This is a genomic window from Ureibacillus chungkukjangi (assembly GCF_003217295.1).
Classification (GTDB): domain Bacteria; phylum Bacillota; class Bacilli; order Bacillales_A; family Planococcaceae; genus Ureibacillus; species Ureibacillus chungkukjangi.
This window is the reverse complement of sequence record NZ_QJTJ01000006.1, coordinates 1-12,986: the sequence shown is the minus strand read 5'-3', so window position 1 is coordinate 12,986 and position 12,986 is coordinate 1. Positions and strand designations below refer to the sequence as shown.

14 protein-coding genes are annotated in these 12,986 nt (G+C 35.7%); 4 read left to right on the top strand and 10 right to left on the bottom strand.

From position 1 onward, the window contains the following. Window positions 1-460: 460 nt before the first annotated feature. Window positions 461-1,510 carry a SepM family pheromone-processing serine protease gene (locus BJ095_RS06500; protein WP_404427968.1) on the bottom strand — a complete coding sequence of 350 codons (1,050 nt, stop codon included), beginning with the start codon at window positions 1,508-1,510 and terminating at the stop codon, window positions 461-463. Between the two features lie 213 nt (window positions 1,511-1,723). Here BJ095_RS06500 and BJ095_RS06495 point away from each other — a divergent pair, with 213 nt between their 5' ends. Then, complete coding sequence (locus tag BJ095_RS06495) at window positions 1,724-2,521, top strand: hypothetical protein (protein ID WP_235867595.1); 798 nt, start codon at window positions 1,724-1,726, stop codon at window positions 2,519-2,521. Between the two features lie 60 nt (window positions 2,522-2,581). Here the strand turns inward: BJ095_RS06495 and coaD are convergent, their stop codons facing one another. From coaD to BJ095_RS06480, 3 genes are all read right to left on the bottom strand, one after another. Continuing rightward, on the bottom strand, window positions 2,582-3,067 hold the full coding sequence (gene coaD / locus BJ095_RS06490) for a pantetheine-phosphate adenylyltransferase (protein WP_107933816.1): 486 nt from the start codon (window positions 3,065-3,067) through the stop codon (window positions 2,582-2,584). A gap of 32 nt (window positions 3,068-3,099) precedes the next feature. Next, window positions 3,100-3,654, bottom strand: coding sequence for a 16S rRNA (guanine(966)-N(2))-methyltransferase RsmD (gene rsmD / locus BJ095_RS06485; RefSeq protein WP_107933814.1), 555 nt, complete (start codon window positions 3,652-3,654; stop codon window positions 3,100-3,102). Window positions 3,655-3,728: 74 nt separating this feature from the next. Beyond that, window positions 3,729-5,138, bottom strand: coding sequence for an RNA polymerase II (locus BJ095_RS06480; protein WP_107933812.1), 1,410 nt, complete (start codon window positions 5,136-5,138; stop codon window positions 3,729-3,731). 55 nt (window positions 5,139-5,193) lie between these two features. Here BJ095_RS06480 and BJ095_RS06475 point away from each other — a divergent pair, with 55 nt between their 5' ends. Continuing rightward, complete coding sequence (locus BJ095_RS06475; protein ID WP_107933810.1) at window positions 5,194-5,583, top strand: DUF7147 family protein; 390 nt, start codon at window positions 5,194-5,196, stop codon at window positions 5,581-5,583. A 69-nt stretch (window positions 5,584-5,652) separates the two neighbouring features. Here BJ095_RS06475 and BJ095_RS06470 read toward each other — a convergent pair whose 3' ends face one another. Next, on the bottom strand, window positions 5,653-5,925 hold the full coding sequence (locus BJ095_RS06470; RefSeq protein WP_107933808.1) for a YlbG family protein: 273 nt from the start codon (window positions 5,923-5,925) through the stop codon (window positions 5,653-5,655). A 349-nt stretch (window positions 5,926-6,274) separates the two neighbouring features. Between BJ095_RS06470 and BJ095_RS06465 the strand changes: the two genes are divergently transcribed. Continuing rightward, window positions 6,275-7,204, top strand: coding sequence for a glycerophosphodiester phosphodiesterase (locus BJ095_RS06465; RefSeq protein WP_107933807.1), 930 nt, complete (start codon window positions 6,275-6,277; stop codon window positions 7,202-7,204). A 123-nt stretch (window positions 7,205-7,327) separates the two neighbouring features. Here BJ095_RS06465 and BJ095_RS06460 read toward each other — a convergent pair whose 3' ends face one another. From BJ095_RS06460 to BJ095_RS06450, 3 genes are all read right to left on the bottom strand, one after another. Continuing rightward, window positions 7,328-7,777 (bottom strand): YlbF family regulator, encoded by a 450-nt coding sequence (locus BJ095_RS06460; protein ID WP_107933805.1) that lies wholly within the window; start codon window positions 7,775-7,777, stop codon window positions 7,328-7,330. Between the two features lie 173 nt (window positions 7,778-7,950). After that, the gene (locus BJ095_RS06455) at window positions 7,951-9,429 is read right to left on the bottom strand and encodes a UDP-N-acetylmuramoyl-L-alanyl-D-glutamate--2,6-diaminopimelate ligase (protein ID WP_107933803.1); all 1,479 of its coding nucleotides are present in this window, start codon (window positions 9,427-9,429) and stop codon (window positions 7,951-7,953) included. Between the two features lie 135 nt (window positions 9,430-9,564). Then, window positions 9,565-10,635, bottom strand: coding sequence for a CAP domain-containing protein (locus BJ095_RS06450; RefSeq protein ID WP_107933802.1), 1,071 nt, complete (start codon window positions 10,633-10,635; stop codon window positions 9,565-9,567). Window positions 10,636-10,786: 151 nt separating this feature from the next. Between BJ095_RS06450 and BJ095_RS06445 the strand changes: the two genes are divergently transcribed. Beyond that, a complete protein-coding gene (locus BJ095_RS06445; RefSeq protein WP_107933799.1) occupies window positions 10,787-11,152 on the top strand; it encodes a YugN family protein in 366 nt (121 codons plus the stop codon). Between the two features lie 145 nt (window positions 11,153-11,297). On the opposite strand, the gene BJ095_RS06440 is transcribed toward BJ095_RS06445, so the two are convergent. Beyond that, window positions 11,298-11,759, bottom strand: coding sequence for a DUF420 domain-containing protein (locus BJ095_RS06440; RefSeq protein ID WP_107933797.1), 462 nt, complete (start codon window positions 11,757-11,759; stop codon window positions 11,298-11,300). A gap of 75 nt (window positions 11,760-11,834) precedes the next feature. Beyond that, window positions 11,835-12,755, bottom strand: a complete 921-nt coding sequence (ctaG, locus tag BJ095_RS06435; protein WP_107933795.1) for a cytochrome c oxidase assembly factor CtaG — start codon at window positions 12,753-12,755, stop codon at window positions 11,835-11,837. Window positions 12,756-12,986: the final 231 nt, after the last annotated feature.

Here is a 12,986-nt window from a genome sequence, read left to right as displayed (position 1 = left end):
TCGGTTTGTCTTTCCGGGACACCTCCCGTTAACCTCGGCTTCCATTTGTCCCCTTGTAAAGTCTATTAAGTCAGTTTCAGAAAGTTATCCGAAAAATCGGAGGTTATAATTTCTTTAACATTAGAAAAACACAACTCGACTAGAATAGGTCGAGTTGTGTTTTTTCTTATGCGGATTTCCTTCAAATCTTATACTTTCTTATCCGCCATATAGACGGAAAAATTCCGCTTAAATTTCGCTTATATTTGCTTTTTAAGTGCTCTATATCTACATTAACCGGAATTTCTCCTCTTATGATACCTACACGAAAATCAATAAAGTATAATAACAGTACAAACAACAGACTGAAAAAACAGTAAATCTGCCAGAAAGTTATCCGCAAATCGGAATTTTATAATTACAAATGAAAAATAATGGAGAAAAAGCAAATGCTTTTTCTCCAACCTTTTCTCCAACCGCTCTATTCTTCTTTTGGTTTTAATTTTTCTATATAGTTAAGGGCATCATCGATTGTTTTGACTGGTACGATTTCCATTTGCGTGTCGATTTTTTCGGCTGTTTCAACTGCGGCTTGGTAATTGGATTTTAGAGCTGGATTCACATTAAGCATCGCTTCAGTAATTTCGTCATCTGGTGCGAAAAAGATTTCAACCCCATCCTTATCTGCTGCCACCACTTTTTTCTCGATACCACCAATTCGGCCGACCGTGCCATCCTCATACATTTCACCAGTACCAGCGATACTGTACCCCTTTGTTAAATCTTCATCAATTAATTGGTTTAAAATTTCCAAGGTAAACATTAATCCAGCGGATGGTCCTCCGATTTTATCGGCATCAACCTTTACGTTTGGTTCTGTTTTGATGAATTTGCTTTCAGAGTATGTGATCCCTATCCCAACCTTTTCACTGCCTGGGATTTGTTTCAGCGTGAGTGTGCGATCTAGTAGTTTATCTTGACGATTGATTACTAATTCGACTACATCATTTTCTTTTTTTGTACTTAATATCTGTGTAAGCTCCTGTGCTTTTTCGATTAGGACACCGTCCACCTCAACAATTTCATCTCCTGCTTCAAGCTCACCATCAGCTGCACCTTCAGCTAATACATTTAGAACCGTTACACCGTGGTATTCGATTGTATATGGCAGGTTTGCTTTTTGAAAGGCAATATAGAGTGCATTGAATTGAGAATCCGTCATTAGTTTTAACTGACGCACAGTGTACTCTTCTTCGTCTTCTTCCTCTTGTCGTACGTCTTCTTCTTTGAACGTTTCCTCAAATTCTTTAAAATACGAAATGGCATATGTTAGAGGAGTGGCTTCAGCCATTGCTACTGTCATCAAGCTCATGGTTCCTTCATGGTCTTTCTCACCGTCTTCAACCGTGACAAATTGACTTACATCATAGGCGCTACCAGGCTTCATAATATAGTAGTCAAGCCTATAAAAGCTTAGAAAAAAGACTACGATGAACAGAATAATTATAGAAACTAACGATTTTTTCAATATGTATAGCACCTCCAACTAGTAACCTTTTAAGACTAAAATTTTAAAGCATCGCATATATTAGTTTAGCATTTGCAGAAATGGAAAACAAAAATTTGAAAAGAGATGATGCTTATTCCTCTACTCTATTTATTTATCTGTATTACTTTAATCTGTTTATTATTATTCTTTCCAGGAGTCGCACATGAAGGTACTGATCTAGGTGTCGAGTTATTTATGGAGGCTTTATTCCCTTACTTATTACCCTATTTAATTTTAACTCAATGGTTTATCAGATTAACACCTAATAAAAGTAACTCTTCTTCACGATTTAAGCTTTATTTTAAAACCTATGGGATTAGTGCTCTTGGGGGATTTCCGACAGGTGCTGCAACGATTACTTATTTAAAAAAAAGCAATCAAATTTCCCTTCGAGAAGCGAATATCCTATTAAGTATTTGTCATAGTCCAAGCCCTTTATTCGTATTGGGCTTTGTAGGGAATGATTTATTAAATGACACAACTTTTAGCTGGCAGTTTTTATCGTTATATCATATTGTCTCAATTCTAGTATTAACCGGTATATTTTTTTATTTTCGTAGAGAGGATAAAGGAAAACCAATCAAAACTGTATCTACAGAAAAACAGACTAATCCTTTTACAAGCAGTGTAAAGGATAGCATTCCAACTGTTCTAGTAGTTGGAGCGACGATTATATTTTTCACAACAATTTACACGGTTGTCATGCATTCTGTTAAAAGCTTTGTTCCTGACATACATAATAATGTCATGCTGCTTATTGCAGCAATGCTTGAAATGACAAACGGTTTACGAATTGGACATGAACTCTTCGCCAATCACCATACGATTCTTCTGGTCCTGATGGCTACCTTTTTAACGAGTCAGGGCTTAAGCATCCATATGCAGGTTGCTGTAATTGCAAAAGGTGAAGACTTGTCCTTAAAGCCATATATTTTAATGAGAATCTTATATGTATTTTTAATTCCAACTCTTTTTTACCTACTCTTCCTATAGAGAGGGAGGGGTTTAAAAAAATAAAACGACAGACTCCGCTATAGGAATCTGTCGTTTATTTTACTTCTTAAACTTTTCTAGCAATGCATTTTCTACAATTTCTGGTACTAAACCAGTAACGGTGCCACCATATTGTGCAACCTCTTTAACAATGCTTGAGCTTAAGAAAGAATATTGGTTTTTTGTCATGATGAAAAAGGTTTCGATAGAATCATCTAAAAATTTGTTCATGGAAGTGATTTGCATTTCATATTCAAAATCCGAAATAGCACGTAGCCCACGAACGATTGCTTTAGCATTTTTAGCTCTTGCATATTCTATTAATAAGCCTGAGGAGCTTTCAATACGAATATTTGGGAAATCCTTTGTCACTTCTGAAATAAGACTCATTCTTTCCTCAATCGAAAAAAGAGGCTTCTTTGAAGAATTATTTAAAACAGCAACATAAATGACGTCGAACACATCTGCTGCACGTTTGATGATATCTAGATGTCCATTTGTAATTGGATCAAAACTCCCCGGTACAACTGCGATCTTTTCAGACAACGATTTCTCCCCATTTCCCTTTAGCATTTTCACTAAAGTACATTTCTATAAACTGATATTATGGTACTTCCGTACGTTTCTTGTCTTGTTAAAGTATAAGGACCATAATTTTCCGGCAGATTTACTTCTACTGCATGCTCACATACAATGATGGCATCACTAGATAGTTTGTCATTCTCTATTAAAGAATTTAGTAAGTCATAGTACTCCGTTTTATGGTAAGGTGGGTCTAAAAATAGATAATCCAACTGAATATCTCTTTTTAGTAGCCCTTTAACAGCACGAGTGGCATCTGTTTTAAAGGTTTCTGATACATCTTCATACCGGCATTTTTTTATATTCTCCTGCAATGTTTGAAATGCACGACCATCCTTCTCAACAAAGATTGCTTTACTAGCACCTCTACTTAAGGTTTCGATGCCAAGCCCTCCACTACCTGCAAATAAATCTAAAACAATCCCACCATCAAAGAAAGGTCCGATTATATTAAAAATAGACTCCTTTACTTTATCGGTTGTTGGTCTTGTTGTTGTGCCTGTAATTGCTTTTAAAGGCATTCCTTTTCTTTCGCCTGCTACAACTCGCATTCTATCACCAAGCCTTTTTATTTATGTTTTAGTTGCTGTAGCCTTTGAAATAAGCTTAGGTGAAATTCCCAAACTTATTGCTGTTTGATTGTTATAGTTTTTTCACTTTTTTCGATGCTTACATTAAACAGTCTTTGTAGCCATGACTCTTCGATGTAATAGCTATCCGCTATTAGCGTAAGTGGGTCCGAGACTGTATTATATCGCTGATTATTATAAACATAAAACCCATAGCCTTGAGGGAATCTAAAATTCTTCGCTTCATTTTGAACATAATAGCCGTTTTCGCCTACTGAAGTTTGATAGCCTAAGCTTTGTAAAATTGGATCTAGAGAGTAAAGAACTTGGCTATCTTTTAAAACAACGCTTACCTCATTGTTTAGTGCATCTTCAATAATTACTTCTCTTTCGTCATTGAATAAGAACGGAAAAATACGTTCAGTCGTCTCATTCATGGCAAAAAATTCAGTATGAAGTCCAAAAACCTCTTTTAACATTTCGTCTAATTCATTTGCAGAAAGCTTTGTGCCATGCGCATCTTGCAGCATATCTACAAAGCTCACCCTTTGAGTATCTGTCATTTTACTGTTCAAGGTATTAACGATTTCAGTAGATTTGTTACTTCCAACTATTGAATCCGTTAAAAATGAAGCAATGACTTCAGTTAACCATTGCGGACTTTCCTCTAAATCATATTGTAATTTAACCTGTGAAAGTACGACCTGTTCATTAATAGAATCAATCGACAGCTCTTCTAAAAATAGGATTCGTTTCCCCTGCTGAGCCGAAATATTCTTCCCTTGTACAATATCAATATGATCTTCATTTAATAGTTTTAAATCCCTCACATGCTCACTGAGTTCTGAACTTAATAGATTCTTTGCATAAATCGTTAATGCATCATTCGCTTTGTGAATATTGAATTCCCCATTTTGCCAATAGATTTCAGATATTTCACCTGTCCCGGCAAACATCGAATAGTTAACAAGCGTAAGCGATTGACTACCCACTAACGGTAACCCAGTAATCCATTGCCCCTGTACATCACTATCTGTTGAGATATGAACTGTTGTATATGCAGCATGCCCGTTTTGTAAAGTAACAAAAATATCCTTTAAAAGTTGGTTAGATTTTAGCCCACCCTCTAATGGGATGATGTAGGATAAAGACGCATTTCTGCCTTCAAATGCCTCGAATTTTGTTTTATCTTCACTTAAGCGATCACAGCTAGTCTCAGATTCTAAGAAACAATCTGCACTTACACTTAAGTTTGGCCAAGTAATATCAATCGATTGGTTCGCTAAATTATGAAAATGCTGTCGAATATCTAAACTTCCACTTCGATATGTAATTTCAATTTCCTGAGTGTAAGAAAAATCACCTTCACCAGCTTCAAGCTTGTCAGAGAATACGTGATACTGGAAGAAGAGCGTTCCGCAAATTATGAGCATTAAAATTCCCAAAAAACTTATTGCATATTTCATGTGCCTTCCCCCCTTTCGTCGTGATACTATTGTTATCGGAAAGGATGTGTGAAAGTTGATTCAACAATTTATCGAACTTGGTCGCGGGTTTGGAGACATATATGAGCTTTGCGAACTTATTAAAACAAATGAAAAAAGATATCATCATGCCTTTATCTTTATCTCGAATAAAGGAGATGTGCAGGTTGCTTCCATTGCTGTTGCGTTAAAACCGGTAGGGGAAAGTAAATTTATGCCGATATATGTATGTCGCGAAGGTATTCCATATAATCCTGAAAAACCTTCTAAACGACTTGAAATCTTTGAAGAAACTTTAAATGAACTAGGTAAAAAAGCAATTCCAATGGAAGTAAAACATTCCTCAGTATTTTCTGAAACGGTATTGTTTTACCAGCATTTAATTGGCATTTTACGAATGAATCATTTTATCCCACCAAAACAATAAAGAAAAGCTGTTAGCACCTGTAGCTAGACACTGTTTCGAATTACTATACTTCTGTATTTAATTGAACGATTATAAACCAACTTTATAATCATATTCCTTCGCTTTATCTGGTTTGGCATTTTCAAACTCGGTTTTCAAGAATGGACGAAACGACTCTACAACGTCTTTCACAAAAGGAAGGCGTTGTATTTTATTTATCGTTCCTTCAATTTCTTGACGATTACAATAAATAACAACATATTTTAACTTTCGAGAAATATAATGTACATGTCCATATTTTCTTAAACTTTTGGCATGCTTCAACTGATGAATGTATACAATTAAACCTTGTCGTTCTTGCATTCCACTTCCCTCATTTCTTACATAAAAGAATACCATAATGTCAATTTTGATAGCAACAGAGTTTAGTGACACTAAAGCATAATTTCCGTTATAATCTTTGTAGAGAGTTTACAATTCTTTTACTTTCATTTAAATTTACTTATGTGTTGAAGCGAACACATAAAAATTATATTAGATTTATTACTTGTGCTCATAACAACAGTAGAAGAAATCTTACCTCCTCTATAATAAAGAGATGGACTTTAGAATTTTTTAAGGGGAAGTCCCTGCTACATTCAACTGAGGATTATTTGCTGGAAACAGGTTTTGATTATTGTACAAGATAAGGCAGGATTTAAGGAGGATATCCATGGGTAAAAAAACAAAAGTAGCTATTGCTATTGCAGCTGCCAGTGCAGCAGCTTGGGCTGGCAGTAAAGCAATTATAAAACCTCAAAAAAGAGACGATAAAGAAGTTTTACAATACGGGCGACCAATTGTACTTGCTCATCGCGGCGGCTCTCTCTTAGCTCCTGAGCATACTATGCCGGCTTTCGAGAAAGCACAGGCACTCGGTGTAGATGGATTTGAAATTGATATACGTTTAACTAAGGATGAAGAAATCGTAGTATTCCATGACGAAACAGTGGATCGTACAAGTGACGGGACTGGTTCTATAAAAGATTTCACCCTGGAGGAATTAAAACAACTAAATTTCGGCTATAATTTCGAAGATTTAGATGGGCAATCCCCATATAAAGAAGAAAAAGTGGAAATCGTAAGTTTGCGTGAATTGTTAGAGGTGTTCCCTAATATGTATATCAACATCGATATTAAGGATCATCCAGATACGTATGAAGGCAGCTTAATGCCATCTAAATTATGGCGCCTTATTGAAGAATTCGATGCACAAAACCGCATTGTGTTAACAAGCTTCTTTAGCGAACAGGTCGACCGCTTTAACTTATATGCACAAAATCGTGTTGCCTTAGGTGCAGGCGAGAATGATGTAAGAAAAGCCTTTACAGCATTCACAAGCCAATTTGGCCATCTATATCATCCAAAGGTGGATGTATTTCAAATTCCAACCAAGCACGGCAGAGTTTCCTTGGATTCTCCACGATTTATCGCCTTTTTGGAAAAGCTCAACATCCCTGTGCACTACTGGACGATTGATGATGAAGAAACAATTCGTAGCCTAATTGAAAATGGCGCAAAAGGCATCGTAACCGACCGACCAGATATCGCCGTAAGTGTTCTTCAGAGTATACAAGAAGAGAAAGCAGCAGAAGCTGAATAAATAGAATTTTGATTTGCCTCGTGGATGGTTGTCCGCGAGGTTTTTTAGTTGTGCTTTGCTATTAATTGAGTACAAACTATTCCAAAAGAAAAAACCGTCTCTAATTTTAGAGACGGTTGATTTTTAAGCTGAGCAAGAGCAGCCTCCACCAGTGCCACAGCCTGTTCCACAGGAAGACCCACTAGTTGCAAAGAATGGATTGCTTACTGGCACTTTGACAGCTTCAGAAACGGACTTTCCAATAATTAGACTGATTTCATCAAGTAAATCTTGAAAATCGTTTTCTGCTATCTTTAAACTCGCAACACGTTCGTCTAAATCTAGACTTCTTTTTTGCTGGCGAATTTGCTTCATAATTGTATGATAATCAGGATGATATTTACCAAAACGTTGGACATCCTCATATTGTTCTTTCATGCGGTTAAATGTAGAAATCTGATGAACTAAAATATCATCTGTATATACATCGTTATATGCATTGCTTAATTTTTGAGCTTGTTCTGAAGAAAGGATCATTGCACTCAATTCATCTGCTTCATCTAAAATGAAGGCCCATTCTGATGTCATTATCATCATTACTTCCTCCAATCTACTACTACCAATCATAGCAGAATTTAATTAAAGTTTGTATTAAGAAGTTATAAATTTTAATGGAGTTTTAGAATTTTGTTGTAAAAGGCTCCAAATTACGGGATTTAAAAATGTCCCAAAGATTTGTTTATCCAAACCTCTGGGACACTTATTTATTAATCAACATGGTCATTTAATAAATTTTGCAGGGTTAGCCTTACGCTTTCAAAATCAGAGAATTCAATTTCTGTTGAACCAATAGTTTGGGTAGTTTCGTGACCCTTTCCAGCTATTAATATCGTATCCCCAGGCTTAGCTTGACGAATGGCTGTTTCGATTGCTTTTCCTCTATCTAGTATCATTTCATATTTCTGCTTAGGCGAAAATCCTGCAGCAATCTGAGCATTGATAAGTTCTGGGTCTTCACTACGTGGATTATCAGTAGTCAAATAGATTAAGTCTGCATATTTGGAAGCGACAGCCCCCATCTTAATTCTTTTGTGTTTATCTCGATCACCGCCACAGCTGAATACCACTATTAGATCTCTTTTGACCGTTTTGTTTAATGTTTGGAGAACAGCTCTTAAAGCAGCCTCTGTATGGGCATAATCAATATAAATATCTACATCTAAATTATTTTCAATTGTTTCTAATCGACCATTTGGCAAAGTTAGTTTTTCAACTACATCGCAAATGTCTTCTATCGCAAAACCTAATTGACTTACAGTTGTAATGGCAGCAATGGTATTTTGTAAATGGTGCTCCCCAACAAAGGGAATGGAAAATACCTTTTGCCCTTTATTACTCTGCAAGCAGCAGGTTGAAGTTGATAGTCCTTCTGCAAGAAGCTGTAATTGATAATCCACTCGATTACCTAAGCCAAAATATGCTTTTTTCTTTTTCGCCTGCAAACCGACTGTACGACAAAAAGAATCGTCCCCATTTAACACGAGTTGATCTGAAAGTGTAGCAAGCAATTGTTTTGCTGCTTTATATTTTTCATAGGAACCATGATCTTCTATATGGTCTTCTGCTAAATTTAAAAAGACTCCAATATCAATCGAACAATCATCTAAGCGATGCTTTGCAAGGCCCATAGAGGATGCTTCTAGGACAACATACTCAACACCACGACTGACAGCGATTTTCAAAATTTTGTGCAAATGTTTTGGCTGAAGAGTCGTTAAATGCTCATAATCAATGTTTACTTCAACGCCGTTAATGTAAATTCCGTTTGTTCCAATGACTATTACGTTTTTATGTAGTGCTTTTAGTAGCTGTCCGATAAAATGACTAACTGTTGTTTTTCCGTTCGTACCTGTAATTGCTATAACTTGCATTGCATCAGCTGGGAATCGATTTAGCTTTGCAGCACCATATGACATAAATTTTAAGACGTTTGGAACCCAGATGACAGGAACAGAAATTTTTAATGAATCCAACTGTTTCTCATCTTCAATAACAATTCCAACTGCCCCATTTTTTATTGCCATATCGACATATTTTAATCCATCAGACTTTCGCCCTTTACGTACGATGAATAAATCGCCTTCTTTTACACCTTGTGCAAAATCCTCAATTCCAGTTACTTCAACTCGAATAGAACCACCTTTTACCGTACATGGCCATTCCTTTAAAAGTTCTGCTAATTGCAAGTTGTCACTCCTTTTCCCTATTTTATGCCTAGGTTTGAATAGTGACACTAAAATTTGTGTGGGCTTTAAATTTTTTCGTTTCAAAAAAAAGAACCTCTATAGCCAATTTACTCAGCTAAGAGGTCCGGTACCACACTATTCTTCTATTTCATTTTTTTCTTCTTCTACAAAAATTTGTGTATAATAATTCATAAACGTTCCCGACCCCACTTGAGTATAGGCTTCATCAAGCATGTACTTACGGTGTGTACTAGAATTTAGCCAGCCATGAACAGCTTCAATGGAATCAATATAAGAGGTCGCAATATTTTCCTCTGCATTTTTAAACTGGATTCCTTCTGAATCTAATCTTTCCTTTAAGGAGCCTTTAGTTGGTGATTCATGTGAAAGATAACTCTCGGTATACATCTCCTCACTATGCTCCATAGCAACTGATGTTAAAGAAGCCTCCTCAGAAATAATAGGTAAATTATTGTTTACTCGGAATACATTTAGTAAATCATAAATGATAGTTGCATTTGCCTTATTACTTTCTTCTATTAAATAGGAAGTAGGACTTGGAGGAGATAATAATTTACCGACAAAGGACATCTCATATGGGCGATGTATGACTAGTGTTCTGCTATCCATAAAGCGAATTCCACTTAACATGCCAGTTTCACTATCGATATAAAGCTGTGCAAAGATATCACCGAATTTCGTTAAAATTCTTGTATTCATATCATCTTCACTCATTGTAAAACTATAGATATTATTTTCAATCGTTGCATTCAGTTCTGATTCGATAATCGTCATGCTATAAATGTCTTCAAGTGTCTGGCCCATTTTATAGGGACTTATATCAGATTCATTTGCATTGGTATACACTTGCGTTACAACACCATTTGCAACAGCAAACATCATAAACTGAGTTGGAATTTGATTATAAATCCACCAGTCATAACCATAGGCAGATTTATCAGTACGAGCAGGTTCTTTATACAGCTTTTTGAGCTCATCACTACTTTTACCAATCAGGGTTGATAAGCCTTCTTCTGGACGAGGTAAAGAGTCCTGAGAGATTTCTTGGTTACTACTTGTTTTTGGAATAATTTGAGATGTAGAATTGGGCCCCTCTAAAGGTTGATAATTATCTGAGCTTGAAGAATAAAAAAAGATAATTGCAAGAAAAGAAAGGACAATTAATATTCGAAAAAGAGTTTTCATTTCGTTCCTATCCTTTTAAATTTATTGGTACTATTATATCAATAATATAGTGGTTGACACAATGTTGCCATTGCAACAAAAGAAATTTTGCTCTATTATAAAAAATGAGCGTATACTTATTGTACGATTTAGCTAAAGGAGGATTTTTTTAATGTATTTCGAAAACAAAACACTTGAAAATATAACTGCTGAACAAGAACTACTTGTAAGCGTTATGGAAAAGAACGGTCTAGAATGCGACGGTGGCTGGGATTTCGATCGTATGACTTTCGATAAACGTTTCGATTTAAAAGAAGGGCGCTACTACTTACGTGTATTCTGTCAAGCTATTTCAGGAGACGTTGGTAATCGCTCAGCAGTTCTAAAAATCGCTAAACCTGCACTTGGTAAGTACTACTATCCACATGGTGTTGAGTATGGTGAAGATGAAGTATTCCCAAAACACCTAGTGACAGAATGTGAACAAATTCTTGAAAGTGTTAAAAAAGAATTTGCTGCTTTCGGTATTGAAGCATAATATAAAAATACACAAAGGACATGGACAAGCGCCATGTCCTTTTTACTTGCAGTATTTCCTTGGAAAACATAAAAATTCCCCAATTTTCCCGAATGAAAAAAAAAACAGCCCTTAAGACAAGCTCAAAAGACTGTTTTAGTTCAAATTAGAATCCAAGTATTGCTTTAAATAGTGACGTTGTTTCTCCACCATGGTAAATTACATACAGTAATAGATAAACGGCTACACCTGTAATAGCTACGAAAAACCAAATAATACTTGTAATTGGACCGATTTTACGGTGAATACTTAGCTTTGTTTTTAACCCTGTCGTAATACTAACAATACCGAATACGGCTCCCGAAGTAGCTAAAATAATGTGGAAAATTAAAAAGAATGTGTAATACCCTTTTATATCATCTGGACCACCAAATGACGTATTCCCGATAAATATTGTTCTAGAAGCATAAATGATAAAGAAGATTAAAGCTGCAACTCCAGCAGCAAACATTACCTTTTTATGTGCTTCAATTTTCCTCTTATAAATTAGACCCCATCCAATTGCGACTAACACAGCACTAATAACAATAAATGAAGTACTAATTGTAGGTAGAATAGGTACGCTCATTTTACATTCTCCTATCATTTAGTAATCTATATCTTTTCTTAGAAAGAATATGATGCTTTTTTCTAAAGTCAGCAATTAATACTGCTGACTTTGTTTATTTGCCTGGAAATCTCGTAATGCATTCTCTGTGATGGCTTTATCATCTTTCTTTTCTTGTATCCACCATTTTCTGAAGACAGTGGCTAATACAACACCGAAGATAATCTCTTGAATAATTTTCATTAAAACCCCACCTAATTGCTGATCCTCAAGGGGTTTCATATTATTGAAGAGCTCTGGTCCTGACAATGCTAATCCCGATAATGTTGACGCTGGTACACAAAGCTCCATTGCTTTTAACCATGCTTCACCATCTGTGTATGTTGAATACATCGGATTTGGGTTAAAAATGATTAAAGCACACGCTGGTGTGATTAAAACCGCATTGGCAATAATATAGGCGATTTTATATAAGGGCTTCATTTGCTTGTATCCTGGAACATTCCCCACTAACGGCCAGTTCATAAAAAAGGCTGATAGGAATAAGAAGAAAGTGAAAATCCCATGGAATGTTTCATCTAATTTAATGGCATCAAAAATGCCTGGCATATGATATAAAGAGAACATCATTGCAAACACAAAAGCTGAAATCACAGGTTTTGTTAATAAATCAAATATATTACGGAAAACTGGTGCTTCAACGACTACTTTCCAAACCCACCAGGGAATCCCTTTTATAAGAAACATTGGCACTAGCAATAATAGAAAGGCCATCTGTACCATATGATAAGAAAACATAATATGGGACATTAAATCAATCGGAGAGCCTTTAATGACATAAAGCAATATCATTGCTAATATAAAATAAGTTGCTTCCCCTCTTTTTAAGGGTTCACTCACTTTAAAATCTTTTCTCCATACAACTGTTACTAAAAAATAGACGACAGTTAAAAATAATATAACTCCTATTAGATAAGGACTCCACAGTGCTTGAAAACCAAATATACTTAATGGCATAATCATGCGCTCCTTTAAACTTCAGTAGTTCTATTATAGAACGCTTACATCGTAACATCAATGAACGAAGTATGACAATTATAGCAATTTCGGTGTTTAAACAAAATTTAAATGTCTAGGATAATTCTCCTTAGAAATCGAGTAGGAGGGAGTGATTAACTCCCGACCTCTCACACCACCGTACGTACGGTTCCGTATACGGCGGTTCAATTAAGATGAATAACGCAAAGT